At 64.4% G+C, this 25,447-nt stretch carries 27 protein-coding genes and 4 tRNA genes; 20 read left to right on the top strand and 11 right to left on the bottom strand.

The annotated features are described in order from the left end of the window. From ACVOMH_RS07125 to ACVOMH_RS07180, 12 genes are all read left to right on the top strand, one after another. The gene (locus ACVOMH_RS07125) at nt 1–186 is read left to right on the top strand and encodes a hypothetical protein (RefSeq protein WP_481551482.1); all 186 of its coding nucleotides are present in this window, start codon (nt 1–3) and stop codon (nt 184–186) included. Next, nucleotides 186–1,082 (top strand): dihydropteroate synthase, encoded by an 897-nt coding sequence (folP, locus tag ACVOMH_RS07130; protein WP_481551483.1) that lies wholly within the window; start codon nt 186–188, stop codon nt 1,080–1,082. The genes ACVOMH_RS07125 and folP overlap by 1 nt, the downstream gene beginning before the upstream one ends. Next, the gene (gene miaA / locus ACVOMH_RS07135; RefSeq protein ID WP_481551484.1) at nt 1,082–2,035 is read left to right on the top strand and encodes a tRNA (adenosine(37)-N6)-dimethylallyltransferase MiaA; all 954 of its coding nucleotides are present in this window, start codon (nt 1,082–1,084) and stop codon (nt 2,033–2,035) included. The genes folP and miaA overlap by 1 nt, the downstream gene beginning before the upstream one ends. Before the next feature lie 89 nt (nt 2,036–2,124). Continuing rightward, on the top strand, nt 2,125–2,406 hold the full coding sequence (hfq, locus tag ACVOMH_RS07140; protein ID WP_054656813.1) for an RNA chaperone Hfq: 282 nt from the start codon (nt 2,125–2,127) through the stop codon (nt 2,404–2,406). A 14-nt stretch (nt 2,407–2,420) separates the two neighbouring features. Beyond that, nucleotides 2,421–3,731, top strand: coding sequence for a ribosome rescue GTPase HflX (gene hflX / locus ACVOMH_RS07145; protein ID WP_481551485.1), 1,311 nt, complete (start codon nt 2,421–2,423; stop codon nt 3,729–3,731). A 135-nt stretch (nt 3,732–3,866) separates the two neighbouring features. Next, nucleotides 3,867–4,358, top strand: coding sequence for a CinA family protein (locus ACVOMH_RS07150; protein ID WP_057506553.1), 492 nt, complete (start codon nt 3,867–3,869; stop codon nt 4,356–4,358). 69 nt (nt 4,359–4,427) lie between these two features. After that, complete coding sequence (lexA, locus tag ACVOMH_RS07155; RefSeq protein WP_481551486.1) at nt 4,428–5,069, top strand: transcriptional repressor LexA; 642 nt, start codon at nt 4,428–4,430, stop codon at nt 5,067–5,069. 195 nt (nt 5,070–5,264) lie between these two features. Continuing rightward, nucleotides 5,265–6,299, top strand: coding sequence for a recombinase RecA (gene recA, locus ACVOMH_RS07160; RefSeq protein ID WP_054656816.1), 1,035 nt, complete (start codon nt 5,265–5,267; stop codon nt 6,297–6,299). A gap of 108 nt (nt 6,300–6,407) precedes the next feature. Next, nucleotides 6,408–6,896: a recombination regulator RecX gene (gene recX / locus ACVOMH_RS07165; RefSeq protein ID WP_481523472.1), complete on the top strand. Its 489-nt coding sequence runs from the start codon at nt 6,408–6,410 to the stop codon at nt 6,894–6,896. A gap of 99 nt (nt 6,897–6,995) precedes the next feature. After that, a complete protein-coding gene (gene alaS / locus ACVOMH_RS07170) occupies nt 6,996–9,647 on the top strand; it encodes an alanine--tRNA ligase (RefSeq protein ID WP_481551487.1) in 2,652 nt (883 codons plus the stop codon). A gap of 138 nt (nt 9,648–9,785) precedes the next feature. Next, nucleotides 9,786–9,989: a carbon storage regulator CsrA gene (gene csrA / locus ACVOMH_RS07175; RefSeq protein WP_054656818.1), complete on the top strand. Its 204-nt coding sequence runs from the start codon at nt 9,786–9,788 to the stop codon at nt 9,987–9,989. A gap of 73 nt (nt 9,990–10,062) precedes the next feature. After that, nucleotides 10,063–10,155: transfer RNA gene (locus ACVOMH_RS07180), tRNA-Ser, on the top strand. A 1,442-nt stretch (nt 10,156–11,597) separates the two neighbouring features. Here the strand turns inward: ACVOMH_RS07180 and ACVOMH_RS07185 are convergent. From ACVOMH_RS07185 to ACVOMH_RS07225, 9 genes are all read right to left on the bottom strand, one after another. Then, a tRNA-Arg gene (locus ACVOMH_RS07185) sits at nt 11,598–11,674 on the bottom strand. A gap of 52 nt (nt 11,675–11,726) precedes the next feature. Continuing rightward, a tRNA-Arg gene (locus ACVOMH_RS07190) sits at nt 11,727–11,803 on the bottom strand. Between the two features lie 62 nt (nt 11,804–11,865). Next, entirely contained in the window at nt 11,866–12,708 is an 843-nt protein-coding gene (locus ACVOMH_RS07195; RefSeq protein WP_481523474.1) for an alpha/beta hydrolase family protein, read from the bottom strand. Beyond that, complete coding sequence (gene thiD / locus ACVOMH_RS07200; protein WP_481523475.1) at nt 12,705–13,514, bottom strand: bifunctional hydroxymethylpyrimidine kinase/phosphomethylpyrimidine kinase; 810 nt, start codon at nt 13,512–13,514, stop codon at nt 12,705–12,707. The genes ACVOMH_RS07195 and thiD overlap by 4 nt, the downstream gene beginning before the upstream one ends. 35 nt (nt 13,515–13,549) lie before the next feature. After that, complete coding sequence (locus ACVOMH_RS07205) at nt 13,550–14,221, bottom strand: YoaK family protein (protein ID WP_481523476.1); 672 nt, start codon at nt 14,219–14,221, stop codon at nt 13,550–13,552. 9 nt (nt 14,222–14,230) lie between these two features. Further along, complete coding sequence (locus tag ACVOMH_RS07210; protein WP_481551584.1) at nt 14,231–14,722, bottom strand: hypothetical protein; 492 nt, start codon at nt 14,720–14,722, stop codon at nt 14,231–14,233. A 5-nt stretch (nt 14,723–14,727) separates the two neighbouring features. Then, nucleotides 14,728–16,128, bottom strand: a complete 1,401-nt coding sequence (locus tag ACVOMH_RS07215; RefSeq protein WP_481551488.1) for a PhoH family protein — start codon at nt 16,126–16,128, stop codon at nt 14,728–14,730. Nucleotides 16,129–16,209: 81 nt separating this feature from the next. Beyond that, a complete protein-coding gene (locus tag ACVOMH_RS07220; protein ID WP_481523478.1) occupies nt 16,210–16,689 on the bottom strand; it encodes a peroxiredoxin in 480 nt (159 codons plus the stop codon). A 79-nt stretch (nt 16,690–16,768) separates the two neighbouring features. Continuing rightward, complete coding sequence (locus ACVOMH_RS07225) at nt 16,769–17,329, bottom strand: glycine cleavage system transcriptional repressor (protein WP_054656824.1); 561 nt, start codon at nt 17,327–17,329, stop codon at nt 16,769–16,771. A gap of 161 nt (nt 17,330–17,490) precedes the next feature. Here ACVOMH_RS07225 and dapA point away from each other — a divergent pair, with 161 nt between their 5' ends. Both dapA and ACVOMH_RS07235 read left to right on the top strand, forming a co-directional pair. Next, entirely contained in the window at nt 17,491–18,384 is an 894-nt protein-coding gene (gene dapA, locus ACVOMH_RS07230) for a 4-hydroxy-tetrahydrodipicolinate synthase (protein ID WP_481551489.1), read from the top strand. A 30-nt stretch (nt 18,385–18,414) separates the two neighbouring features. Next, nucleotides 18,415–18,927, top strand: a complete 513-nt coding sequence (locus ACVOMH_RS07235; protein ID WP_481551490.1) for a hypothetical protein — start codon at nt 18,415–18,417, stop codon at nt 18,925–18,927. Between the two features lie 79 nt (nt 18,928–19,006). Here the strand turns inward: ACVOMH_RS07235 and fdxA are convergent, their stop codons facing one another. Further along, entirely contained in the window at nt 19,007–19,330 is a 324-nt protein-coding gene (gene fdxA, locus ACVOMH_RS07240; protein ID WP_054656826.1) for a ferredoxin FdxA, read from the bottom strand. Between the two features lie 348 nt (nt 19,331–19,678). Further along, a tRNA-Glu gene (locus tag ACVOMH_RS07245) sits at nt 19,679–19,753 on the bottom strand. Between the two features lie 42 nt (nt 19,754–19,795). On the opposite strand from ACVOMH_RS07245, the gene pcnB reads away from it, so the two are divergent. The 6 genes from pcnB to pgi all read left to right on the top strand — a co-directional run bounded on the left by pcnB (nt 19,796) and on the right by pgi (nt 25,419). Beyond that, the gene (pcnB, locus tag ACVOMH_RS07250; protein ID WP_481523482.1) at nt 19,796–21,172 is read left to right on the top strand and encodes a polynucleotide adenylyltransferase PcnB; all 1,377 of its coding nucleotides are present in this window, start codon (nt 19,796–19,798) and stop codon (nt 21,170–21,172) included. 5 nt (nt 21,173–21,177) lie between these two features. After that, nucleotides 21,178–21,666, top strand: coding sequence for a 2-amino-4-hydroxy-6-hydroxymethyldihydropteridine diphosphokinase (folK, locus tag ACVOMH_RS07255; RefSeq protein WP_481523483.1), 489 nt, complete (start codon nt 21,178–21,180; stop codon nt 21,664–21,666). 31 nt (nt 21,667–21,697) lie between these two features. Beyond that, nucleotides 21,698–22,513, top strand: a complete 816-nt coding sequence (gene panB / locus ACVOMH_RS07260) for a 3-methyl-2-oxobutanoate hydroxymethyltransferase (RefSeq protein WP_481523484.1) — start codon at nt 21,698–21,700, stop codon at nt 22,511–22,513. Further along, nucleotides 22,510–23,352, top strand: coding sequence for a pantoate--beta-alanine ligase (gene panC / locus ACVOMH_RS07265; protein ID WP_481523485.1), 843 nt, complete (start codon nt 22,510–22,512; stop codon nt 23,350–23,352). Before panB ends, panC begins: the two co-directional genes overlap by 4 nt. Nucleotides 23,353–23,530: 178 nt before the next feature. Then, the gene (gene panD / locus ACVOMH_RS07270; RefSeq protein WP_481523486.1) at nt 23,531–23,911 is read left to right on the top strand and encodes an aspartate 1-decarboxylase; all 381 of its coding nucleotides are present in this window, start codon (nt 23,531–23,533) and stop codon (nt 23,909–23,911) included. Further along, on the top strand, nt 23,908–25,419 hold the full coding sequence (pgi, locus tag ACVOMH_RS07275) for a glucose-6-phosphate isomerase (protein WP_481523487.1): 1,512 nt from the start codon (nt 23,908–23,910) through the stop codon (nt 25,417–25,419). Before panD ends, pgi begins: the two co-directional genes overlap by 4 nt. Nucleotides 25,420–25,447 lie beyond the last annotated feature (28 nt).

The following is a 25,447-nucleotide window of genomic DNA, read 5'->3' on the forward strand; positions in this document are numbered from 1 at the left end:
ATGAACACGCCTTCGACGCCCCCCCCACCTCCCACGCATCTTCCGGAAATGATCATCGCCACCGTGGCCGGTGTCGCGTTCGGAGTGAAGACCGGCAACTACCTGACCGGTATTTTTGTCGGCGTTGTACTGGGGGTGGTACTGAGCTTTATTCGCAGCAAGCTGCGCGCGCGGAGCAAACGCTGATGTTTGACCTGGCTCCCCAGCTGGATTGCAACGGCCGTCTGTTGCGCTTGGACCGGCCCCGGGTGATGGGAATCGTCAACGTCACGCCGGACTCGTTTTCAGACGGTGGCCAGCATTTTGATGCGGCCGCGGCAATCGCCCACGGCCTTGCGCTGGTGGAGCAGGGGGCGGACCTGCTCGACGTTGGTGGCGAGTCCACGCGCCCCGGTGCGGCCCAGGTGTCGGTGCAGGAGGAGATCGACCGCGTCGCACCGGTGATCGAGGCACTGGCGACACGCGTGGCTGTGCCGATCAGCGTGGACACGTTCAAACCGGACGTGATGCGGGCTGCGTTGGCGGCCGGTGCCGGCATGGTCAATGACGTGCAGGCGCTGCGGCAGCCGGGCGCGCTTGAGGTGCTGGCGAACTCGGGTGCTGCCGTGGTGCTGATGCATGCGGTTGGCGGCCCTTACGATGCGGGCGCGACGCACGGCTATGACGAGATCGCCGGCGACGTGCAGCGGTTTCTCGCCGAGCGGGTGTTCGCCGCGGAGATGGCCGGGATCGCGCGCAAGCGGTTGGTGATCGATCCCGGTTACGGTTTCAACAAGGACACCGCGCAGAATTTCACTCTGCTGGCCGCGCAGGAGCGTCTGTTGGCGCTGGGTGTGCCACTGCTGGCCGGGTTTTCGCGCAAGCGGTGCATCGGTGAGGTGACTGGGCGCACGGTGGCGTGCGAGCGTGTCGCCGGTTCGGTCGCGGCACATCTTCTGGCCGTGCAGCGTGGTGCGAAGATCGTACGGGTGCACGACGTGGCCGCCACGGTGGATGCGCTCAAGGTGCTGGCGGCGGTCGATGCTATACCGGCGCCACGCGCCGACACGCCGTCACTGCCGCGCTGGCCGGACGAGGATTGATGGGCAGCGATCAACGACCGCTGGCGATCGCGCTGATGGGGCCGACCGCGTCGGGCAAGACCGCCGCGGCGATCGCGCTGGCCAAGGCCTACGACGGGGAGATCGTCAGCGTCGACTCGGCGCTGGTGTATCGCGGGCTGGAAATCGGTGCGGCCAAGCCGGACCTGGAGGAGCGCGCGGGCATTGCGCATCACCTGCTGGATCTGCGCGATCCATGGGAAACCTATTCGGCGGCGGAGTTTGCCAGCGACGCAGCGGCGGCGGTGCGCGATATCGCGGCCCGCGGCCGCTTGCCGATCCTGGCTGGCGGCACCGGGCTGTATTTCCGTGCGTTGCTGCAGGGCCTGTCGCCGATGCCGCAGGCCGATCCGGCGATCCGCGCGCAGATCACCGCCGAGGCGGCGGTGGTCGGCTGGCCGGCCCTGCATACGCAATTGGCGAAGGTCGATCCGGTAGCCGCCAAGCGCATCCATGCGACCGACCCGCAGCGCATTCAGCGGGCGCTGGAGGTGTTCCGCCTCACCGCCAAGCCGATCAGTCATTGGCAGGCGCTGTCAGGTATCGCCCGTCTGCCGGCGCGTGTGCTCAAGCTGGTACTCGCTCCGGCCGACCGCGCGGTGTTGCACCAGCGCATCGAAAGGCGCTTCGACCTGATGCTGGAGCAGGGCTTTCTGGACGAGGTGCGGCGCTTGCGGGCCTTGCCGCAGATGGCGCGGGTAGCCGCGCCCCTGGATCTTCCTGCAATACGGGCGGTGGGTTACCGGCAGGCCTGGCAGTTCCTGGAGGGGCAGGGCGGTGCGATGGAATTCCGCGACAAGGCCATTTTCGCCACGCGCCAGCTGGCCAAGCGTCAGCTGACCTGGTTGCGTGGTGAGCTGGATGCGCGCTGGTATGACCCGGCGAGCGATATGCCCGGTTTGCGGAACGCGGTCTCACTGTTTCTGGGAAGGTGAGAAGGCGCCGGCCGGTGTACCATCACCGTTCCGGACAGGCAGGGGGCGCTTTCGGTCCGGACCATAAAAACAATAACGAGGAGTGGACGATGTCCAAAGGACAGTCTTTGCAGGACCCGTTTCTGAATGCACTGCGCCGCGAGCGCGTGCCGGTGTCGGTGTACCTGGTCAATGGCATCAAACTGCAGGGCACGATCGAATCGTTTGACCAGTTCGTGGTGCTGCTGCGCAATACCGTCAGCCAGATGGTCTACAAGCACGCCATTTCCACCGTGGTGCCAGCGCGCAACGTGCGTGTGGGGCCGGGCGGTGGTTATGTGCAATCCGGTGAGGGCAGTCAGGCAGGCGATGACGACAACGACAGCGAGTAAGAAGGACGTGGCGCGTGTTTGACCGTTCCAAAAAGGGCGAGCACGCACTGTTGATCCAACCGCACAGTGGGCGGCTGGAAGAGGATGTGCTGGAAGAATTCACCGATCTGGTCCGTTCGGCGGGTGCCAGTATCGCCGCGACCATCACCGCGCGCATGGATCGCCCCAATCCCTCCACCTTGATCGGCAGCGGCAAGCTGGATGAGGTCAAGGCCGCGGCCGATGCCACCGGTGCGGATCTGGTGCTGGTCAACCATCAGCTCAGCCCGGTGCAGGAGCGCAACCTGGAGCGCTTCCTGGAGCGCCGGGTGATCGACCGTACCGGCCTGATCCTGGATATCTTCGCCCAGCGTGCGCACAGCCATGAAGGCAAACTGCAGGTCGAGCTGGCCCAGTTGCGTCATCTGGCCACGCGCCTGGTGCGCGGCTGGACCCACCTGGAGCGACAGCGTGGTGGTTCCATCGGTCTGCGCGGACCGGGCGAAACCCAGCTGGAAACCGACCGCCGTCTGCTGCAAAAACGCGTGGAACAGCTGCAGAAGCGCCTGGAAAAAGTCGAAGTGCAGCGCACCCAGATGCGCCGTGCGCGCGTGCGCAGCGAGTTGCCACGCATCGCACTGGTGGGCTACACCAACGCCGGCAAGTCGACCTTGTTCAATGCCTTGACCGGCGCCGAAGCCTACGCCGCCGATCAGCTGTTCGCCACGCTGGATCCCACGGTGCGGCGTATCGCGCTCCCGGGTGGCAGCGCGATGCTGGCCGACACCGTGGGCTTCGTCCGCGACCTGCCGCATGATCTGGTGGCCGCGTTCCGCTCCACGTTGTCCGAGGCACGTGAGGCCGACTTCCTGCTGCATCTGGTGGATGCGGCTGATCCACTGCGGGAAGATCGGATCGCGCAGGTCGATGAAGTGCTTGAGGCGGTAGGGGCCGGGGATCTGCCGCAGCTGCTGGTCTTCAACAAGATCGATCGCATCGAAGGGGCCGAGGTGCGTCATGACGCACAGGATGGCGTTCCGGACGAGTCGCGGCGCGAGCGGGTGTGGATTTCCGCGCGTGACGGGCGAGGCCTGGAGCTGCTGCAATCGGTGCTCGGCAAGCGCCTGGGGCTGCAGCATGTGACTGGCACCGTGCGTATTCCGCCCAGTGCCGGCCGCTTGCGTTCGCGTCTGCATGAGCTGGAAGTCGTCCGCAGCGAGCAGGCCGACGAAGAAGGGTGGCTGGTCGAGGTGGATATCCCCATCGCCGAGGCCGAGAAGCTGGCCGGTGGCCGTGATGGTGCGGTAATCCGGGCGTTGTTGCCCGAGGCCGAGCCGGAATGGTGAGTCGCTTTCCACGGGATAGATGAATGGCAAAGGGTCGCTCAGCGACCCTTTGTCTTATCCGGCGTTACCGCCCATCAGCAATGCATGTGGCGTGGAAATGCGCTACAACGCAGCGGCCTCCCTCCAGGAATTTCCATGGCCGCTCTTACCGACCACGAACTCGATCAACTCGCTGCCCGGCTGGGCGAGCGGCTGCGTGCTGTGCGTGATCACGTCGTCACTGCTGAAAGCTGTACCGGAGGCTGGATCGCCAAGGCGATGACCGGCGTCTCCGGCTCCTCGGACTGGTTCGACAGCGGGATGGTGGCATACAGCTACGAGGCTAAGCAGGCGTTGCTGGGGGTCAGTCCGCAGACATTGGAGGTCCATGGTGCGGTCAGTCGCGAAACGGTGATTGAAATGGTCTCGGGCGCGCTGGTGCGATCCGGTGCCAGTATTGCGGTCGCTGTCACCGGCATTGCCGGGCCCGGCGGCGGCAGCGAGGACAAGCCGGTCGGAACGGTCTGGATCGGCTGGAAGCGCCGTGGCGGCTATACCCGCGCCGAGCTGTTCCATTTCGATGGCGACCGCGACGCGGTGCGCCGGCAGACCGTTGCCGCGGCGCTGATCGGGCTGGAGACGCTGTAGCTTCATGGGGTAGCCGTTGGTGACCGGGGGTATTGACGGGGGTGCTTGTTAGTAGCAATACTACTAACCATGAATCTGACCGATACCCAGCAGGCCATCCTCGATTTGATCGCACAGCGGATCCAGGCGGAGGGCGTACCGCCGTCACAGACCGAGATCGCCCGGGCGTTCGGCTTCAAGGGCGTGCGCTCGGCGCAGTACCACCTGGAGGCGCTGGAAGCTGCCGGTGCCATCGAGCGTGTGCCGGGACGGGCGCGGGGGATCCGGCTGGTGCGCCCGGCTGCAGAAGATCCGGCGTTGCCTCTGGTGAGCGCGGCCCAGGAACAGGTGCTGCGTCTGCCGGTGCTTGGCCGGGTCGCGGCGGGGCTCCCGATTGGCGCCGACATCGGCTCGGACGATTTTGTGGTGCTGGACAGGGTGTTCTTCTCGCCTGCGCCGGATTACCTGCTGAAAGTGCAGGGCGATTCGATGGTCGATGAAGGCATCTTCAATGGCGACCTGATCGGCGTACACCGTACCCGCGACGCCCGAACCGGTCAGATCGTGGTGGCGCGGATCGATGACGAGATCACCGTCAAGCTGCTCAAGATCGGCAAGGACCGGATCCGCCTGCTGCCGCGCAATCCGGACTATGCGCCCATCGAGGTGCAGCCTGACCAGGACTTCGCGATCGAGGGGCTCTACTGCGGCCTGCTGCGGCCCAACCGGTGAGCCGGGTGGTTTTTCGCCGCCATGAAGGTGTGTTTTTCCTACGGGCTAAGGCGGTATTCGCTGCTGCCGGTATGCTGGCCGGCCAGATAATTTGCCCTGTCGCACGCAATCTCAGCCTGTGCGATGGGGCAGCGCTAAAGTGGACCCATGACGAAATCAGCTAAATCAACGAAATCAACGACGAGGACGAACCCGATGGACGAGAACAAGAAGCGCGCGCTCTCCGCCGCACTGAGCCAGATCGAGAAGCAGTTCGGCAAGGGCTCGGTGATGCGCATGGGGGATCGTGTGGTCGAGCCCGTCGAGGCGATCCCGACCGGTTCGTTGATGCTGGATATCGCACTGGGGATCGGTGGCTTGCCCAAGGGGCGTGTGGTCGAGATCTATGGTCCGGAATCCTCCGGCAAGACCACCCTGACGCTGCAGGCAATTGCCGAATGCCAGAAGCTGGGCGGCACGGCCGCCTTCATTGACGCCGAGCATGCGCTGGACCCGATCTATGCAGCCAAGCTGGGGGTGAATGTTGACGATCTGCTGCTGTCGCAGCCGGATACGGGTGAACAGGCGCTGGAAATCGCCGACATGCTCGTGCGCTCGGGTTCGGTCGATATCGTGGTGATCGATTCGGTGGCTGCGCTGACCCCCAAGGCGGAAATCGAAGGCGAGATGGGTGACCAGCTGCCGGGTCTGCAGGCCCGCCTGATGAGCCAGGCGCTGCGCAAGCTGACCGGCAACATCAAGCGCTCCAACACGCTGGTGGTCTTCATCAACCAGTTGCGCATGAAAATTGGTGTGATGATGCCGGGCCAGAGTCCCGAGGTGACCACCGGCGGCAACGCCCTGAAATTCTATGCCTCGGTGCGGCTGGATATCCGCCGTATCGGTGCGATCAAGAAGGGCGATGAGATCATCGGCAACCAGACCAAGATCAAGGTTGTGAAGAACAAGCTGGCACCTCCCTTCAAGCAAGTCATCACTGAGATTCTGTATGGCGAGGGCATCAGCCGTGAAGGCGAGCTGATCGACATGGGCGTGGAGGCCAAGCTGGTGGACAAGGCAGGCGCCTGGTACAGCTATGGCGACGAGCGCATCGGTCAGGGCAAGGACAACGCCCGCGGCTATCTGCGTGACAATCCGCAGGTGGCGGCTCGTCTTGAGGCAGAGCTGCGCGAGAAGTTCCAACCGGCGGAAGCTGCACGCGAGGAAGGTGACAGCGACGGCGAGGATTGATTTTCCGCAGGGCGGGCGGCGCATCGTCAGTGACGTCGTCCCGCCCTTGTGGTATTGAATCCAGCAGGGATGCCATGGATGGCGCCACCCTGAAAGGCAGCAGATCAGATGAGTGATAGGGATGACGGCCCGGCCAAGCCGGGCAGGCGGCGGGAGCAGACCCCGCTGCAGCGGGCACTGGGTTTGCTGGTGCGGCGGGAGCACTCGCGCAAAGAACTTGCGCGCAAGCTGAAGGCGCGCGGGCTTGATGCCGAGGCTGTGGACGTTGCGGTGTCGCGGCTGGCCGATGAAGGTTGGCAGAATGACGCGCGATTTGCCGAATCGGTCGTGCGCAACCGCTCAAACGGCGGCTATGGACCGCTGCATATCCGCGCGGAGCTGGTAACGCATGGCTTGGATGCAGAGGCGATCGAGGCTGCGCTGGCAACATTCGAGGGCGATTGGGCCGAGAGAGCGCGTGAGCTGGTGTGCCGCCGGTTCGGGCCGGATGGGCCGCAGGAGCTTGCTCAGCGACGCAAGGCGGCGGACTTGCTGGCGCGGCGTGGGTTTGACGGCAGCTGCATCCGCAGTGCGACCCGATACGACCCTGAGGACTGAGCGCGCTGGGCCTGATACCCTTTCAGGGTTTCGGTTGTCCCGAATTCCCGCGCCCTTGGGGCGATCGGGACCCGCTAGCCCGCTTATTGCCAGTCCCCCATGAATAATCCTGCCAAATTCACCACTTCCCAGATCCGCGCCGACTTCCTGGAATTCTTCAAGTCCAAGGGGCACACGATCGTGCCCTCCGCACCCCTGGTGCCGGGCAACGACCCGACCCTGCTGTTCACCAACTCCGGCATGGTGCAGTTCAAGGACGTGTTCCTGGGGGCTGAAAAGCGCAGCTATGTGCGTGCAGCCGACGTCCAGCGTTGCCTGCGCGCTGGCGGCAAGCACAACGATCTTGATTCGGTCGGCTATACCGCCCGCCACCACACGTTCTTTGAAATGCTCGGCAACTGGTCCTTCGGCGATTACTTCAAGAAGGAGGCCATCGCCTGGTCGTGGGAGTTGCTGACCAAGGTATGGGGACTGGCGCCGGAACGCCTGCTGGTTACCGTCTACCACACCGACGACGAGTCGTACGAGCTGTGGAACAAGATGATCGGCCTGCCGCCGGAGCGCATCGTGCGCATCGGCGACAACAAGGGAGCGCCGTACGCGTCGGACAATTTCTGGCAGATGGCCGATACCGGTCCGTGTGGCCCCTGTACCGAAATCTTCTACGATCACGGCGAGCACATTGCCGGTGGCCCGCCAGGCTCGCCAGATGAAGATGGTGACCGCTATATCGAGATCTGGAACAACGTCTTCATGCAGTTCGATCGCCAGCCGGACGGAACCCTGGTGCCGCTGCCGGCGCCATGCGTGGACACTGGTATGGGTCTTGAGCGCCTGGCGGCGATCCTGCAGCACGTGCATACCAATTACGAGATCGACCTGTTCCAGGCGCTGATCCGCAAGGCCAGTAAGCTGACCGGTATGGCTGATCTGGAGAACAAGTCGCTGCGCGTTATCGCCGATCACATCCGTGCCTGTTCATTCCTGATCGTCGATGGCGTACTGCCGTCGAACGAGGGTCGTGGTTATGTCCTGCGCCGGATCATCCGCCGTGCGCTGCGCCATGGCTGGATGCTGGGGGTGCGCCAGCCGTTCTTCAGCAAGCTGGTGCCGACGCTGGTCGAGCAGATGGGCGAGGCCTATCCCGAGTTGCCGGCGCAGGCCGATACGGTTGTGCGTGCATTGCAGGCCGAGGAGGAGCGTTTCGCCGAGACGCTGGATTCGGGCATGAAGGTTTTCGACGACGTGGCTGCCAAGGTGACCGACGGTGTGATCCCCGGCGTGGATGCCTTCCGTCTGTATGACACCTACGGTTTTCCGGTCGACCTGACCACCGACATCGCGCGCGAGCGCGGTATGACGGTGGATATGGAGGGCTTCGAAGCCTCGATGGAGCACCAGCGCGAAACCGCGCGGGCTGCCGGCAAGTTCGGCGGTGGCGTAACCCTGTCGGCCGAGCTGGTGGCCAGCCTTGAGCCGACGGCCTTCCTCGGTTACGAGTGCTTGCAGGCCGATGGCTTGAGCGTGGTCGCCATCCTCAAGGACGGCGTTCCGGTCCAGTCCGCGCAGGTGGGCGACGAGGTCATCGTGTTCACGGCGCAGACACCGTTCTACGCCGAATCCGGTGGCCAGGTCGGTGATACCGGTCTGCTGTCCGCTGACGGCGTGCGTGTCGAGGTAGCGGATACGCAGAAGTTCGCCGGCCAGTTCCACGGCCATGTCGGCAAGATCGGCGAGGGCGCGCTGCGCGTGGGTCAGGTGCTGTCGGGTCAGGTCGATGGCCAGCGTCGCAGTGCCACGATCCTCAACCACTCGGCCACCCATCTGCTGCATGCCGCGCTGCGCGAGGTGCTGGGCACCCATGTGCAGCAGAAGGGCTCGCTGGTGGCGCCGGATCGTCTGCGTTTCGACTTCTCGCACTTCCAGCCGATCAGCGCCGAGGACCTTGCGCTGATTGAGCGCAAGGTCAACGAGCAGGTGCGTGCCAACAACGCGGCTGAAGTACATCACATGGGCATGCAGGAGGCGCTGGATTTCGGTGCCATGGCGCTGTTCGGCGAGAAGTACGGCGAAAACGTGCGGGTGCTGAAGATGGGCGAGTACTCCACCGAGCTCTGCGGTGGCACCCATGTTTCACGCACCGGTGATATCGGCTTGTTCAAGATCACCTCCGAGGGCGGTGTTTCCTCTGGCGTTCGTCGTATCGAGGCGGTTACCGGGCAGGGTGCGCTGGACTATGTGGCCGAGGAAGAGTCGCGATTGCAGCAGGCGGCGCAGTTGCTCGGCGGTAGCGCGGCGGATGTTGTCGAGAAAATCCGCCAGCTCGGCGAGCGCCAGAAGAAGCTGGAGCGTGAGCTGGAATCGCTCAAGGCCAAGGTGGCGTCCGGTGCGACTGCTGACCTGGGTTCGGCAGCGGTCGATGTCGGCGGTGTGAAGGTGCTGGTGGCGCGGCTGGAGGGGTTTGACGCCAAGGCGTTGCGTGAAGCCGTTGACCGCCTCAAGCAGCAGCTGGGCGATGCGGTGATCTTGCTGGCGGGCGTGCAGGATGGGAAGGCCGCTCTGGTCGCGGGTGTGAACGGATCTGCAATGGGCAGGGTCAAGGCCGGTGAACTGGTGTCCTACGTTGCGGGTCAGATCGGAGGTAAGGGCGGCGGTCGCCCTGATATGGCTCAAGGCGGGGGTGAGGATGGTCCTCAGCTTGTTGCAGCACTTGATGGTGTGTTGGCCTGGGCCAAGCCACATTTGGCCTGAATGTGAAAAGCTTTCTGCCTTGAAGGTACGCGCGCCCTGCAGTTAACATTGGGCAGTCTTTTCCCTTTGTCGTGGGGCGCACGCTGCAGCGCGCCAATGCCGGTGGGAATCCATCCGGTTCCATGGAGATTCGCAAAAATGTTGATCCTGACTCGCCGTGTAGGCGAAACCTTGATGATCGGCGACTCGGTCAGCGTGACCGTGCTCGGCGTCAAGGGCAACCAGGTACGTATCGGTATCACCGCTCCAAAGGATGTGGCGGTGCACCGTGAGGAGATTTTCCAGCGTATCCAGCGCGGTGACGAGCCCGCTGCTTCCGGAAGTGAAGAAACTTCGGAATAAGGGTTTACCTTTCACCCCGATAAACGTTATTCTTCGCGCCCCGCTACTGAATAAGTAGCCGGGCAATAAGAACGGAGTGATGCCCGAGAGGCCGAAGGGGCTCCCCTGCTAAGGGAGTATAGGGTCAAAAGCTCTATCGAGGGTTCGAATCCCTCTCACTCCGCCAGTTGTAAAAAAGCCCCTCTCAGGGGCTTTTTTATTGTCCGCGTTATTTGCCGGCGGGGCGGTCTTGGTGATTGTGCTGGTGCATTGCTTTCGTTGATTTGATCCGCGGGGAATTGGGCTGTGGACGGTGAGTCCGGTGTGATGCTGGCGAGCTCGTCGATGGGTCATAGGGCCTGTCGTGCGATGTGTCGTGTGGTGACCTCCGTGACCTCTGCTCCGCTGTTGATTTCGTAGAGGTGGTGCCTGGCGTGCGGCCGCCGGGAAAGAGGTTGCCGGCGCTGTTCGGCCTGTCGGAAGTTGGCGTTGGCTTTGGAGGCTGTTCAGGACAAGGCGGGCGTTTCGGGGTGGGCTGGCCGGTTTGATCAGCCTCCGTCGGGGATCGAAAGCCGGGTTGCTGTCGGGAAGTGCGTTATGACGGGCGCGCTGTGTGGGTCGCCTGGTGGGGTGGCGCGCCAAGAGCACGAGTGCCAGCTGAGGGGTGTGCAGAAGGCCTATGGCGAGGTCGTGCTGTCGCTGCGCGCCTGAAATAACGGGCGCCCCGGCGGGCGAGGGTGAGAGCGGGTTGTATCCCTCCGGTAAGGGCGGAAGCGGGAGGTATTTGAGGTGTCGATCAGTCGGCAGTGCCGCTGGTTTGAAATTGCTTTGGTGGACCGAATGCTGAGCCAGGCCTGGGTGGCGCCGAAGGTGGTTTCCGACCTGGCCGGGCCGACCTAAGAGGCTGATCGAGGCGGTGCCCTCGTTGGATTGCCCGGCGGAAGTGGGCGGGAGTGCCATGTGGCGAGTGTTCCAGTTGATAGGGTGACTGGAGTGCAAGTGGGCCGGGCATGCGTTATCGATCCAGGTAATACCTCTACTGACGCATGCGCCAGACTTGTGCCGGGTTTGGCGTGGTCGAGGGGGTGGTGGACTTCGGCGTGCTGCGCCCGGCAGCTGCTGGGCTGGTCATTGCTGCCGGCGCTACCTTGAGGTGAGCGCTGTCCCTTCGGCTCGGCACGCTGCGTCGGATGCCGATCCGCTTCCTGTTGTGCTCGGACAATGGTGTGGGGTTCTGGTCACTGTCACTACGCTGGGCCGGTAGGCGGTAGGCGGGTGCGGCAAGAATTCATCGCGCCGTGCTGTCTGCGGTGGGGCGGGATTGTGGGGCGTGTCATGCGCGCGTTGGAGGGGCAGTGCATCCGCCGGCTGCACTTAGGCTGGCTGGTGGCGGGCTGCCGGCCTTGTGGGCGGTTGGAGCCAGTTCTACCGCTATCCGCAGCAACTGCTGGGTATGAAGGCTGCGCTAAAGGCTGTGCTTGGGAGGCTTGGGCTCTGCAGAGCCGACCGGGGCATTATCCCTGTGGCTTCGGCTTCTTCGGGTTGCGGCAGTTTGATCTGCGCTTGTGCGTTGCTGGATAGCGCGCATGCAAAAACAGCAGGCTATGCCTGCTGTTTTCTTTAATGTAATGGTGCGCCCGGAGAGATTCGAACTCCCGACCGCCTGGTTCGTAGCCAGGTACTCTATCCAACTGAGCTACGGGCGCGCGTTACATTATTCTGGTTTGAAGCTGCGGAAGCTGGTTCCGATTTCTGACGTGGTGGGCCCGGAGAGATTCGAACTCCCGACCGCCTGGTTCGTAGCCAGGTACTCTATCCAACTGAGCTACGGGCCCGTCGTCAGGAGCGAGATTATGCGGATATGCTGCGTGTGCGTCAATGCTTTTGTGAAATTTTCTTAATCATTGTGACGGAGCAGGGTGGCGGCGACCTGTTGCGGTGTTTTCATCCAGTGGAAGTGATCTGCCCTGGTGCCCAGTTGCTGTGATGACAGCACATGCAGCATGGGCTTGGATGCGGGCATCTTCGCCAGCAGCTGCTGCATCGAACCGGCAGGAGCCAGCCAGTCACGATTGAATACGATCGCCGAGACCGGGGTCGAGACGGTGCGCATGCCCGCTTCCAGGTCGTTGGCCAGATCGCGCGCGGCGTAGTGGTTGCTCAGGCCGACGCGCGCCCAGTCATGGATCAGACCGCGTGCCTCGGTGCCGCCGAAGCCGACCCGGCGGCCGGGCAGTGCGCCCAGGCGCTGCGCCAACCATGGCAGGAACCGATAGGCCAATGGCAGCAGGTAGCGGCGCGGTGCGGGAAAGCTGCGCCACCACGGTGTGCCGCTGGCGATGAGCCACAGTGCATCCAGATCTCCGGTGCGCAGCCCGGCGTGACAGCAGCCCAGTTGGCCGCCGAGGCTGTGTCCGCCCAGTCGGAATGGCAGGCCGGGTGCGGCCGCGCGGATGGCGGCTTCGGCAGCGGGCAGGTCGTACTGCAACAGTTCGCTATAGCCCCAGTCGTGATGGCGATCAGGCCGCAGGCTGCTGCTGCCATTGCCACGCCATTCGTGCACGAACACGGCGACGCCTTCAGCGGCCAGGGCTTCGGCGAAGGGCTGATAGTGGCGTGCGGCGACGCCCAATGCAGGCAGCCACAGCAGGCTGGCTGTCGCCTGCTCGGGTACATGGCTCAGCAGCTCGAACTGGTGTCCGTCGGCGCTGGTGATGGACACTCGCGCTGTAGCGTTCATGCCGTGCGCGCGGCGCCGAAGTGATCGAGCACCATGACGTCGCTGTGGCCGGGCCGATAGCCGCCCTGGAGGCCGCGCGCGATGTAGTCGATTGCCGCTTCGCAGGCGTTGGGCATCGACAGGCCGCAGCACAGTTGCGCGGCGATGGCCGAGGCCAGTGTGCAGCCGGTGCCGTGGGCATCGACCGGCAGTCGCGCATGGCTGAATTCTTCGCGGGTGACGCCATCGAAGTAGCGATCGGTGACGCGGTTGCCTTCAAACAGGTGCCCACCTTTGAGCAGGACCGCGCTGGCGCCCATGCCGATCAGTGCATCGGCCGCATCATCGGCGTCGGCGGCGTTGTTGATGCGCCGGCCAAGCAGCAGCTCGGCTTCGGGCGTATTGGGGGTGATCAGTGTCGCCAACGGCAACAGGCGTTCGCGCAGGGTTTGCAAGGCGCTGTCTTGCAGCAGTCTGGCACCACTGGTGGCGATCATGACCGGATCGAGCACGACCTGTGGCGGGCGACGTTGTTCCAGTATGCCGGCGACGAGATGGATGACCTCGGCGTTGGCCAGCATGCCCAGTTTGACTGCATGGATGTCGAAGTCGTCGAAACAGGCGTCGATCTGTGCCTGCAGGAAATCCAGTGGCGGGACATGCACGGCGGTAACGCCGCGGGTGTTCTGTGCGGTGAGTGCGGCGATGGCGGAGAGGCCGTGTACGCGATGCGCGGCGAAGGCCTTTAGGTCGGCCTGGATGCCTGCGCCGCCGCCGGAGTCGGAGCCGGCGATGGTCAGGGCGGAGAACGGCGTTGAAGGGCTCATGTGCACGATTGTGCAATGTTTGCGGAAAACATGTCTCAGCCGCGTTGCCGTGTCATCCATTGGCGATACAGCACATAGCCAACACCGGTGGCTCCGGTCAGAAGGGCCGGTGCAAGCAGGGCGTCGTACTTCCAGCGCGCAAACAGCCACGCACCTATCACGCCGCCACTCAGGAAGCCGCTGATGATCAGGCCGCTCAGGGTCAGGCGCCGCATGGGCAGGGGCAGTCCGCGTAGCAGGTGGCCCAGGCCGATGCCGAGATCGGTGAACATGCCGCTCAGATGGGTGGTGCGTACCACCGCGCCGCTGAAGGTGGTGGCCATGGCATTTTGCAGTCCGCAAGCCATTGCCGCTGCCCAGGCGCCCCAGACCTGTTGCTGCTTGAACAGTGGAATGGCCAGCAGCAGCAGTGCCGATTCAAGTGCCAGTGCAACCCCGTAGCGCCGCCCGATCTGCAGGGTGCTGTCCTGGATGATCAATCCACTGAGCATGGCGCCCAGCGAGAACGCGATCAGCAATCCCCACAGGTGCCCGACCTGGCGCCAGTGACCTTGTGCCAGCGCAATGCCCAGCTGGCTGGTGCTGCCGGTAAGGTGGCTGACAGCCTGGTGTTCAAAGCCCAGAAAGCCGGCCACGTTGACCATGCCGGCCACACAGGACAGCGCGACAGCGCCGATCCAGACCCACACCGGCAGGCGGATTCCCATGTGGCCGCCTCAGGGTGCCGGCGGCGGGCCGTTGCGCTCGACGCTGGAGAAGGTGCCGCTCTGCGGATCGTAGACGGCGCCCCAGAAACTGTCGCCGCCATCGCAGGCGCGTATGGCCTCGCGCGCCGGATCCCTCTTGCTGTGGTCCGGCAGGGTGAACGCGTTGATGTAGATCAGGCGCTTGCCGCCGGATTCGAAGCCCACGTATTGCCGGCTGGACAGGGCCGGTTCGGCAACCTCCGGCTGCAGGCGTGAGAGCTGGCGTTCCAGGGTCTCGATATCGGCGCGGCTCGGGGCCCAGTAACCGCTAATGGCGCCGGCATGTTTGGCGGGGCTGTCACGCGAGCAGGTGTCCAGCACCTCCGCGGCGATCACCGGCCGGGTCACCACCCAGGACTGTCCGGCCTTGATCGCTGTGGGCACGACAGCGCCCGGTTTCACGTTGGAAGGAGTACAAGCGGCCAGTGCGAGAGCGGCGCAGGCCGACAGCAGGACGTGCAGGTGTTTCACAGGACCTCCGAGGCATAATCGGCCAGGCGCGAACGCTCGCCCCGACGCAGGGTGATGTGCGCACTGTGCGGCCAGTTCTTGAAGCGGTCCACCGCATAGGTGAGGCCGGAGGTGGTTTCGGTCAGATACGGTGTATCGATCTGTTCGACATTGCCCAGGCAGACGATCTTGGTGCCGGGGCCGGCACGGGTGATCAGCGTCTTCATCTGTTTGGGCGTGAGGTTCTGCGCCTCATCCAGGATCAGGTAGCGCGACAGGAAAGTGCGGCCGCGCATGAAGTTCAACGAGCGGATCTTGATGCGGCTGGCGAGCAGGTCGTTGGTGGCCGCACGGCCCCAGGAGCCGCCGTCCTGGTTGTGGGTGAGCACTTCCAGATTGTCGGTGAGCGCCCCCATCCAGGGCGTCATCTTTTCTTCCTCGGTGCCCGGCAGGAAGCCGATGTCCTCGCCGACGCTGACCGTGGCGCGGGTCATGATGATCTCGCGGTAGCGTTGCTGGTCCAGCGTCTGCGCCAGGCCGGCCGCCAGCGCCAGCAGGGTCTTGCCGGTACCGGCGGTGCCGAGCAGGGTCACGAAATCGATCTCCGGGTCCATCAACGCGTTGAGTGCGAAATTCTGCTCACGGTTGCGCGCGGTGATGCCCCACACCGAATGCGCGCTGTGGCGGAAATCACTGACCAGCGAGAGGGTGATGCGACCGTCGCCTTCAACCCGGGTGACCTTGAGTTCGACCTCATCCTCGCCCGGAAGGTAGGCGTACTGGTTGGGGTGCCAGCCCTCGTCGTCGGCGGCCAGGATCTCGTAGCTGGTACGGCCCTTGTCGCTCCAGCTGCGCAGGTTGTCGCTGTGCTTCTTCCAGAAATCTTCCGGCAGCTGGGTGGCGCCGGTATAGAGCAGGCTGAAATCGTCCAGCGCGCGGTCGTTCTCGTAGTCCTCCGAATCGATGCCGGCGATGGCGGCCTTGATGCGCAGGTTGATGTCCTTGGAGATGAACACCACCGGCGTATCCGGGTGCTGCTCTCTCAAGACGAGGATCGCGCCGAGGATGGCGTTGTCCGGGATGACCTTGCCAAAGCTCTTGCCGGCGTCGAAATGGCTGGTCTGGAAGTACAGACGGCCGGCACTTTGCGCACCGCGCAGCTGCAGGCCCTTGGGGCGGTCCAGTGGCACCCCGTCCTGCACGCTGCCGATGCCGGCGGCCTCGATCAGCTCGTCCAGGAAACGGCTCACCTGGCGGGCGTTGCGGCTGGCCTCGGTGGTGCCCTTCTTGCTGTTGTCCAGTTCCTCGATCACCTGCATCGGCAGGTAGACATCATGTTCCTCGAATTTGAACAGCGCGGTCGGATCGTGCATCAGCACGTTGGTGTCCAGCACGTAGATGCGCTTGCCTCGGGTCATCATCGATTCCTGGTGGCGGGCAGGGTCACACCATCGCACCTGCGGGGCAGGGCGATGGGGCGGGTGGGGGCGGCAGGTGGCTCACTTGCTCGGGGCGGCCTTCAGGGCTTCAAGTACGGCATCGGCATGGCCGGCGACCTTGACCTTGCGCCATTCCTGCACCAGCGTGCCGTCGGGCGAGATCAGGAAGGTGCTGCGTTCGATCCCGCGCACCTGCTTGCCGTACATATTCTTCATCCTGATCACGTCGAAGGCGCTGCACAGCGCTTCATCGCTGTCGCTGATCAGCGGGAAATCGAATCCCTGCTTGGCGCAGAAGTTGTCGTGTGACTTCACCGAGTCGCGCGAGACGCCGAATACACGGGCGCCGGCCTGCTTGAACTGGGGCAGCAGGGCGTTGAAATCCAGACCTTCGGTGGTGCAGCCCGGGGTACTGTCCTTCGGGTAGAAGTACAGCACCAGCCAGTGGCCGCCCTGCTCGCGCAGAGTGGTGGTCGTGCCGCCGGACAGGGCCAGCGGAAGATCAAGGGTGATGCTGTCCAGGGTATCGCCGATGTTCATCAGATCCTTTCCGGAGCCTGGGGTGATTCGATTGCAATTGCATGAAACGCCGCGCACCTGTGATGGACGCGCGAATGGGTCAGAACTTCATCGGATCCATGATCGCGTCCAGGTTGAGGTGGTCGCAGAATTCGAGGAAGTCATCGCGCAGCGCGGCGATATGCATGTTCGCCGGCACGCCGATGGTGATCTGTGCGGAGAACATCTCCGCACCGGTCTGCATGGCCTGGTAGCGTGTGCTCTGCAGGTTCTCGATGGTGATGCCCTGGCGGTCGAAGAAATCGGCCAGCTGGAACAGAATGCCCGGCTTGTCGGCGGCGATGACCTCGACGATATACGGCAGCAGATTGGACTGGACCTGCTTGGCCTCGGTGCGGTACCAGACCAGCTTCATGCTTTCTTCGCGCTCAAGCCGGGTCAGCATGGCTTCGAGTTTGGCAACCGCGTCCCAGGAGCCGGTCGCCAGCGTGGTCACCGAGACATCACGCCCGACCGTGGACAGGCGGGCATCGACCAGGTTGCAGCCACTGTCGGCGATGCGCCGGGTAACGGACAGCAGGGGAGACTCCGGATGCGTCGTATAGGCGTTGATCAGGAGGTGGTTTTCGGTCGGCAACGGCCGCGGAGTGGTGTCGGTCAAGGTGGTTCCGGTAATGCGTGAGAGGCTGAACGGTGCCGGCGGCGGTCCGTTTACTGGCCTCCAGCATACTTGCCCCCCCTTTCGACCGGCAAGTAACATGCTTTCGGTCACGAACCTGCCCGCCGGCAGGCCTCTTTACCCCACAAAGAGCACCGGTTCCCTTGTCAATTTCAGGACTTATCACCGCGCTTGCCACCCCGTTCCGGGCTGACGGCGCACTCGACCCGGAAGGCTGGCAGCGCCTGCTGGCGATGCAGCTGCAGGCAGGTGTTCACGGTGTGGTGGTGGCCGGCTCCACCGGTGAGGCATCCACGCTCTCCGACGAAGAGTATGAAACCCTGCTGCGCTCGGCCGTGGCCGCTGTCGGTGGGCGGATACCGGTGCTGGCCGGGACCGGGGTTTCCGGTACCGCGAAGACCATCGATATCACCCGGCGTGCCGCGTGTGCCGGCGCCACCCACGCACTGGTGGTGACGCCGCCTTATGTGCGCCCCACCCAGGAAGGGCTGCGCCAGCACTATCTGGCCGTGGCTGAGCAGGGCGGATTGCCGGTCGTGCTGTACAACGTGCCCGGCCGCACGGGCTGCGATCTGTTGCCCGAAACCGTGGCGGAGCTGGCGGCGCACCCCAATGTCGTCGCGATCAAGGAGGCCGTCAGTGACGTGTCGCGCCTGAAGGCGTTGCTGGAGCTTCGCAGCGACAGCTTCACCCTGCTCAGTGGCGACGATGCCACCGCAGCGCGTTCCATGCTCGCCGGCGCCGATGGTCTGATTTCGGTCGGCTCCAATGCGTTGCCGGGTGCATACCGGGTCCTGTGTGATCTGGCCCGTGCCGGCGATGCCGCTGCCGCCGAGGCGTGGGATGCCCGCTTGCAGCCGTACCATGACTTCTGTGGTGTCGAATCCAATCCGATTCCGGTGAAGGCGCTGTTGCAGCGCGCCGGTATCGGCCACGGCCTGCGTCTGCCACTGTTGCCGCTTTCCGCCGCGTACCACGCTGCCGCCGATCATCTGGCCGCCGATATCGGTGCGTTGGAAGAACTATCCAGCCACTGAACTGCAGTGGCCTGAACCAGGAGATACACCATGCGTCAAACCTCCACCTTCCGCGTGCTTTCTTTGGCGCTGCTTGCCGTTGTCACCACCGTTGCCGCCACCGGCTGCTTCAAGCGCGGGGCGCGAGGTGACTACGCCTTGGCGCCGGAAGCCCGTCCGCTGGAAGTGCCGCCCGATCTCACCCTGCCCAATACCGCTGGTGCGGCTCCGGTTCCGGCATTGGCGTCGGCAGCCAAGCCGGCCCCGGCTTCGGCGGCAACGGTGGCCGCCTCGCAGAGCGGTTTCACTGTCAGTGGTGGTCGCGACGACGTTTTCGGCAAGGTGGGCGATGCCCTTGCGGCGATCGAGGGCGTGACTATCGCCAGCCGTGCGCAGCTGCTGGGCTCCTACGATGTCGGCTACGAAGGCAGCAACTTCCTGGTGCGCGTGGTGGCCGTCGATGCGGGCGTCTACGTTTCGGCGGTGGATCCGCGTGGCTTGCCGGCCACCGATGCGGCCGCGCTGAAGTTGATCGCCACCTTGAAGGCGCAGCTGGGCGGTTGAACCCGTATTGCCAAGTTGAAAGCAAAACGGGCGCCATCGGCGCCCGTTTTCATTGTGCTGCCGCTGCCGCTGGCGATGCTCAGCGCTCCAGCAGCTTGAGTTTGTCGGGCTTGCCATCCCATTCGGCGGCATCAGCCGGCGGATCCTTGCGCACGGTCAGCACCGGCCACGCCTTGGCCAGTTCGGCGTTCAGGGCGACAAAACCTTCCTGGCCGGCTGGCACGTCGTCTTCCGGGAAAATGGCGTTGACCGGGCATTCGGGTTCGCACAGCGTGCAGTCGATGCACTCATCCGGGTCGATGACCAGGAAGTTCGGGCCCTCGTGGAAACAGTCCACGGGGCAGACTTCAACGCAGTCTGTGTGTTTGCACTTGATGCAGTTTTCAGTAACGACGAAGGGCATGGCAGGGTCCGGCGATTAGCCGCCATATTCTAGTGCACGATGCTGTGCTGGGGCGCACTTGTTCTCATTTGGGGTGGGGACTCTCGAGGCGTTTGAGCGCTTTCTTTTATGTGTGTGGCCGCCCGCGTGGTGGTCTGCAATTCGCCGCCGGGCGCGCGCCGGTGTGATGGGGGGCGAGGGTGTCGTCTGGCCGGCCGGACGGTGAGGCGTGAGGAGGTGCGCTGGTGGCGCCTGCTTCTCCGCTCCGCCCATGCCGGTGCGGCACTCCATTACCGGCGTTGTGATTGTCGGGCCTGTAAACGCAAAAACCCCGCATAAGCGGGGTTTCGCGTGGATCTGCCGGGCGCGTGGCGCTCCCTAGGGGACTCGAACCCCTGTTTTAGCCTTGAGAGGGCCACGTCCTAACCACTAGACGAAGGGAGCGTATTGGTCGCGTCCGGCGAGCGCGCTAGTATATGCATCTGGTTGCCGCTCGGCAATCCCGTAAACCCAACTGGAAGCGCCAACATCAATTCCACAGTTACAAAGCCGTTCACGCTGCGCACCATCCCCCGCGACCAGCACACCATTTCGCGCAAGGACATCAGTCCCAATGCATTGCGTGTGCTCTACCGTCTGCGCGAGGCCGGTTTCGCCGCCTATCTGGTCGGTGGTGCGGTCCGAGATCTTCTGGTGGACGGTCGTCCCAAGGATTTCGACGTGGCCACCGATGCCACGCCCGAGCAGATTAAGCAGCTCTTCCGCAATTGCCGCCTGATCGGCCGCCGTTTCCGCCTTGCCCATGTGGTGTTCGGGCGCGAAATCATCGAGGTGGCCACGTTTCGCGCCAACACCGACGATGGCAGTGGTGATCGCGAGGTCGAGAACGGCATGCTGGTGCGCGACAACGTCTACGGCACGATTGAAGACGATGCGTTGCGCCGCGATTTCACCTGCAATGCGCTGTATTACGCGATCGAGGATTTCTCGGTGCGCGATTACACCGGCGGGTTCGAGGATGTGCAGGCGCGCACGATGAAGCTGATCGGCGATCCTGAGCAGCGCTATCGCGAGGATCCGGTGCGCATGCTGCGTGCGGTACGGCTGGCGGCCAAGCTGGATTTTACGATCGACGAGGCCACGGCCGAGCCGATTCCGCGTCTGGCCAACCTGCTGGGTGAGGCGGCACCGGCGCGGCTGTTCGAGGAAGTGCTCAAGCTGTTCCTTTCCGGGCATGGCGTTGCCGGTTTCGAGGGGCTGGAGCGCTACGGCCTGCTGGCGGTGCTGTTCCCGGAAAGCGCTGCAGCGCTCAAGAGCAACCGCACCGGCGCCTTGCGCAGCATCCTGATCGAAGGGCTGCGCAATACCGACGAGCGGGTGGCCAATGACGAGCCTGTGTCGCCGGCATTCCTGTTCGCGTTGCTGCTGTGGCCCGCGTTCTGCCGTTCCTTGATGGCGCTGCAGAAGCAGGGCGTGGCGATGGAGGAGGCGCAGCGCCGCGCGGCAGACCGGGTGACGCTGCACCAGCTCACCACCATCGCGCTGCCGCGCCGGTTCTCGCTGCCGATGCAGGAAATCTGGCTGCTGCAATCGCGCTTCAGCTCGCGTCAGCGCAAGCGGGTGTTCCGTACGCTGACCCATCCGCGCTTCCGTGCGGCATTTGATTTCCTGGTGTTGCGTGGCGTCGCCTCGACCGAGCATGCTGAAGACATCGCGTTCTGGCGCGAAGCGCAACAGCAGTCCGGGCGGCAGCTCGAGTCTTCGCTTGATGAAATGAATAGCGAGGTGCTGGCAGAGGGGGATGCACCGCGTCGCCGCCGTCGCCGTCGCCGGTCCGGGGCTCCGGCCGCCTCGGGCGAGTAGCCGCGATGGTGCTGGCCTGCGTTGGGCTGGGGGCGAATCTTGGCGATGCCTGCGCCACGGTGCGCGCCGCGCTGCAGGCGCTGGCACGCTTGCCACAGGCGCGGCTGCTGCGCAGCTCCCGCCTGTATCGCACGCCGGCGTGGGGCAATGAGGCGCAGCCGCCTTTCATCAATGCGGCGGCAGCGCTGGAAACAACACTGGCTCCGCTGCAGCTGCTGGATCACCTGTTGGCCATCGAGCAGCAGTTCGGTCGTGTAAGACTGCCGGATGAACGCTGGGGGCCGCGGACGCTGGATCTGGACCTGCTGCTCTATGCCGACAGCGTTGTGCAGCTGCCGCGTCTGCAGGTGCCCCATCCCCACCTGCACGAGCGCGCGTTCGCGTTGCTGCCCTTGGCCGATGTCGCGCCAGAGGCCTGGATCCCCGGGCATGGAACGGTGCGTGACGTGCTGGCTGGTGTGAAAACCTGCGGTATCGATCCGATAGGGGGATAATGCGTGGCTTATCGCCAACCGTTATCAATTCATGAGCATTCACGCAGACAGCAAGCCTTGGACCGTTCCCGCGCTGGCCGAGGCCAAGCGAAATGGCCAGAAGCTGGTGATGTTGACCGCCTACGACGCCGGCTTTGCCCGTTCGTTTGACGCCAACGGCGTTGACCTGATCCTGGTGGGTGATTCGCTCGGCATGGTGGTGCAGGGGCATGACTCCACCTTGCCGGTCAGTGTGGAAGACGTGGTCTATCACACCCGCGCGGTCGCCAGCGTGCTGCAACGTGCGCTGCTGGTGTCTGATCTACCCTTCGGCGCCGATGCCACGCCGGAGCGGGCGCTGGAGGCATCGCTGCAGCTGCTCAAGGCCGGCGCCGAGATGGTCAAGATCGAAGGTGCCGGCTTCAAGCTGGACATCATCCGCCACCTGGTCGAGCGTGAGATTCCGGTGTGTTCGCACCTGGGGCTGACCCCGCAATCGGTGCTGCGCCTGGGGGGCTACCGTGTGCAGGGCCGGGGCGATGCCGCCCGGCAGCTGCTGGACGATGCCAAGGCCGTGGCCGAGGCGGGCGCCAGCTTGCTGGTGCTCGAATGTGTACCAACGCCGCTGGCCGGGCGCGTCACCGCCGAGACCGCCATTCCCACCATCGGTATTGGTGCCGGCCCCGAGTGCGACGGGCAGGTGCTGGTGCTGCATGATTTCCTCGGCCTGGACAGCGGTCATCGACGCCCCAAGTTCGTCAAGGATTTCCTTGCCGAGGGCGGGTCGGTGGCCGGTGCCGTCCGTGCCTATGCCGACGCGGTCCGCGCCGGTACCTTCCCTGACGCAGAACACGCCTACGCATCATGATTGAAACCGTTACCGAACTATCCCGGCTGCGTGCCATTGTCACCGGCTGGAAGCGTCAGGGTCTGCGCGTCGCGCTGGTGCCCACCATGGGCAACCTGCACGCTGGCCACTATTCGCTGGTGGAGCTGGCGCGCCAGCATGCCGATCGCGTGGTTTCCAGTGTATTCGTCAATCCGACCCAGTTCGGCCCGAACGAGGACTTCACCCGCTATCCGCGCACCCCGGAAGCCGACACCAGTGGCCTGGAGCAGGCCGGTTGTGACGTGTTGTGGCTGCCGACGGTCGAATCGATGTACCCGTTTGGCGTTGAGCTGGCTGCCAGTGTGCATGTGCCGGGTGTCAGCTCGTTGCTGGAAGGGGCCCATCGTCCCGGTCACTTCGATGGCGTCTGCACGGTAGTCACGCGACTGTTCAACCAGGTGCAGCCGGATGTGGCGGCGTTTGGCCGCAAGGATTACCAGCAGCTGGCGGTGATCCGGCAGATGGTGGTCGATCTGGCCTTCCCGATCGAGATCCTCGGCGGGCAGATCGTGCGCGAGGCCGATGGCTTGGCGATGAGCTCGCGCAACCAGTACCTCACCGCCGATGTGCGCCCGCAGGCGACCGTGATCCGCACGGTGTTGCTGGCGATGCGCGATGCCTATCTGGCAGGTGCCGACCGCGCCACGGTGGAGGCGGACGCGGCCGCGCAGCTGCAAGCCGCAGGCTATCGGGTTGATTATGCAGTGGTGCGGATGCCGGACCTGTCCGAGCCGGGCGACAGCAACGACGGCCGGCGCGTGGCGCTGGTGGCGGCCAAGCTCGGCACCACCCGGCTGATCGACAACGTAGAGTTCTGAATGCGGGGCGATGGGACTTTGTCTGTCCCATCCGGTTCATGAAATGACTGCCGATGGCGCCCTGGTGGCGCCATCGGCATATCCGGGGCCGGCGCGCGGGAAAGGTCATGCTGCAGTGCGGGCAGGGCCTTGTGCCGGTGCTAGACTGCGCGTTTTCATACGCAGTTTCGGCATTGCCATGCATCTCTCCCTGCTCAAAACCAAGATCCACCGTGCCACCGTCACCCATTCGGAGCTGAACTACGAGGGCTCCATCGCCATTGATGACAACCTGCTGCAGGCCAGCGGTATCCGCGAGTTTGAACAGGTGCACATCTGGGACGTCACCAACGGCGCGCGTTTTTCCACCTATGCGCTGCGTGCCGAAGCCGGCAGCGGCGTGATCTCGCTCAACGGCGGTGCCGCGCGCCACGTGCAGGTGGGCGACATCATCATCATCGCCGCCTTCGCCAGCATGAGCGAAGCAGAAGCCGACAGCTTCAAGCCCAAGCTGGTCTACGTTGACGGCGACAACCGTATTTCCCACACCAACGACAGCATCCCCACACAGGCCGCATGACCAAGAACAACGGATTCGACGTATTGCACGCCCATGCCCAGCGTTTGCAGGGCACGGGTATCCCTTCACTGCTGGCTGCCGAGCCGGATCGGGTGAAAAACCTGGCGCTCAAGGTCGGTCCGTTGTACGTGAATTTCGCGCGGCAGAAGTACGATCAGGCCGCGCTGCGGGCGCTGCTGGAGCTGGCCGCCGCGCGCGATGTCGCCGGCGGTTTCCAGCGGCTGTTTGGCGGTGAGCGGATCAACATCACCGAAGACCGCGCGGTGCTGCACAGCGCGCTGCGCGGCGATGCCAGCATCGCGCCGGCCGCGGTTGCCGCGCATGCCGAGGCGGCCGCCGTGCAGCAGCGGATGGGTGCGTTGATCCGGCAGCTGGAAGCCAGCAACGTCACCGACATCGTCAGTGTCGGCATCGGTGGGTCCGATCTGGGCCCGCGACTGGTGGCCGATGCCCTGCGTCCGGCGGCGGGTGCGCGTTTCCGCGTGCATTTCGTTTCCAATGTGGACGGCGCCGCCATGCAGCGCACGTTGGCCACACTGGATCCTGCGACCACGGTCGGCATCCTGATTTCCAAGACCTTCGGCACCCAGGAAACCCTGCTCAACGGCAAGATCCTGCGTGACTGGCTGGGCGGCAGCGAGCGCCTGTACGCGGTCAGTGCCAATCCCGAGCGCGCCGCCAAGGCCTTCGATATCGCCGCCGAGCGTGTGCTGCCGATGTGGGACTGGGTGGGCGGACGTTACTCGCTGTGGTCGGCAGTCGGTTTTCCGATCGCACTGGCGATCGGTTTCGAACGCTTCGGCCAGTTGCTGGCCGGTGCTGCGGAAATGGATGTGCATGCGGCCAGCGCGCCACTGGAGTGCAATCTGCCGGTGCTGCACGCACTGACCGATATCTGGAACCGCAACATGCTCGGCTACGCCACGCATGCGGTGATGACCTACGACCAGCGGCTGGCGCTGCTGCCGTCCTACCTGCAGCAGCTGGTGATGGAAAGCCTCGGCAAGCGGGTCAAGCTCGACGGCAGCCCGGTCGGTGGCGACACGGTGCCCGTATGGTGGGGTGGTGCCGGTACCGACGTGCAGCACAGCTTCTTCCAGGCGCTGCATCAAGGCACCAGCATCGTGCCGGCCGATTTCATCGGCTGTGTGCGCAGCGATAATCCCTACGCGATCAATCACCAGGCGCTGCTGGCCAATCTGCTGGCGCAGACCGAGGCGCTGGCCAACGGCCAGCACAGCGAAGACCCGCACCGCCAGTACCCGGGCGGCCGTCCGAGCACACTGATTCTGCTCGATGCGCTGACCCCACAGGCACTCGGCGCACTGATCGCGATGTACGAGCACGCGGTATATGTGCAGTCGCTGATCTGGGACATCAATGCTTTTGACCAGTTCGGTGTGGAGCTGGGCAAGCAGCTGGCCAGCCAGCTGTTGCCGGCATTGCAGGGTGAGGCGGTGGATATTGCCGATCCGATGACCCGCGAAGTGCTGGCCCGTCTGCGCTGAGCCGCGCGCTGCAGCAGCGTGTGATCAG

This window comes from Stenotrophomonas sp. STEN013, assembly GCF_056760355.1.

Bases quoted from the DNA above. Each gene is read 5' to 3' on its own strand.
- fdxA (WP_054656826.1), bottom strand. From the start codon at position 19,330: ATGCCCTTCGTCGTTACTGAAAACTGCATCAAGTGCAAACACACAGAC.
- lexA (WP_481551486.1), top strand. From the start codon at position 4,428: ATGAATCTGACCGATACCCAGCAGGCCATCCTCGATTTGATCGCACAG.
- hfq (WP_054656813.1), top strand. From the start codon at position 2,125: ATGTCCAAAGGACAGTCTTTGCAGGACCCGTTTCTGAATGCACTGCGC.
- pgi (WP_481523487.1), top strand. From the start codon at position 23,908: ATGACCAAGAACAACGGATTCGACGTATTGCACGCCCATGCCCAGCGT.
- panB (WP_481523484.1), top strand. From the start codon at position 21,698: ATGAGCATTCACGCAGACAGCAAGCCTTGGACCGTTCCCGCGCTGGCC.
- csrA (WP_054656818.1), top strand. From the start codon at position 9,786: ATGTTGATCCTGACTCGCCGTGTAGGCGAAACCTTGATGATCGGCGAC.
- ACVOMH_RS07195 (WP_481523474.1), bottom strand. From the start codon at position 12,708: ATGAACGCTACAGCGCGAGTGTCCATCACCAGCGCCGACGGACACCAG.
- folP (WP_481551483.1), top strand. From the start codon at position 186: ATGTTTGACCTGGCTCCCCAGCTGGATTGCAACGGCCGTCTGTTGCGC.
- thiD (WP_481523475.1), bottom strand. From the start codon at position 13,514: ATGAGCCCTTCAACGCCGTTCTCCGCCCTGACCATCGCCGGCTCCGAC.
- ACVOMH_RS07235 (WP_481551490.1), top strand. From the start codon at position 18,415: ATGCGTCAAACCTCCACCTTCCGCGTGCTTTCTTTGGCGCTGCTTGCC.
- ACVOMH_RS07125 (WP_481551482.1), top strand. From the start codon at position 1: ATGAACACGCCTTCGACGCCCCCCCCACCTCCCACGCATCTTCCGGAA.
- ACVOMH_RS07220 (WP_481523478.1), bottom strand. From the start codon at position 16,689: ATGAACATCGGCGATACCCTGGACAGCATCACCCTTGATCTTCCGCTG.
- recX (WP_481523472.1), top strand. From the start codon at position 6,408: ATGAGTGATAGGGATGACGGCCCGGCCAAGCCGGGCAGGCGGCGGGAG.
- folK (WP_481523483.1), top strand. From the start codon at position 21,178: ATGGTGCTGGCCTGCGTTGGGCTGGGGGCGAATCTTGGCGATGCCTGC.
- ACVOMH_RS07205 (WP_481523476.1), bottom strand. From the start codon at position 14,221: ATGGGAATCCGCCTGCCGGTGTGGGTCTGGATCGGCGCTGTCGCGCTG.
- recA (WP_054656816.1), top strand. From the start codon at position 5,265: ATGGACGAGAACAAGAAGCGCGCGCTCTCCGCCGCACTGAGCCAGATC.
- panC (WP_481523485.1), top strand. From the start codon at position 22,510: ATGATTGAAACCGTTACCGAACTATCCCGGCTGCGTGCCATTGTCACC.
- ACVOMH_RS07215 (WP_481551488.1), bottom strand. From the start codon at position 16,128: ATGACCCGAGGCAAGCGCATCTACGTGCTGGACACCAACGTGCTGATG.
- miaA (WP_481551484.1), top strand. From the start codon at position 1,082: ATGGGCAGCGATCAACGACCGCTGGCGATCGCGCTGATGGGGCCGACC.
- alaS (WP_481551487.1), top strand. From the start codon at position 6,996: ATGAATAATCCTGCCAAATTCACCACTTCCCAGATCCGCGCCGACTTC.
- ACVOMH_RS07150 (WP_057506553.1), top strand. From the start codon at position 3,867: ATGGCCGCTCTTACCGACCACGAACTCGATCAACTCGCTGCCCGGCTG.
- panD (WP_481523486.1), top strand. From the start codon at position 23,531: ATGCATCTCTCCCTGCTCAAAACCAAGATCCACCGTGCCACCGTCACC.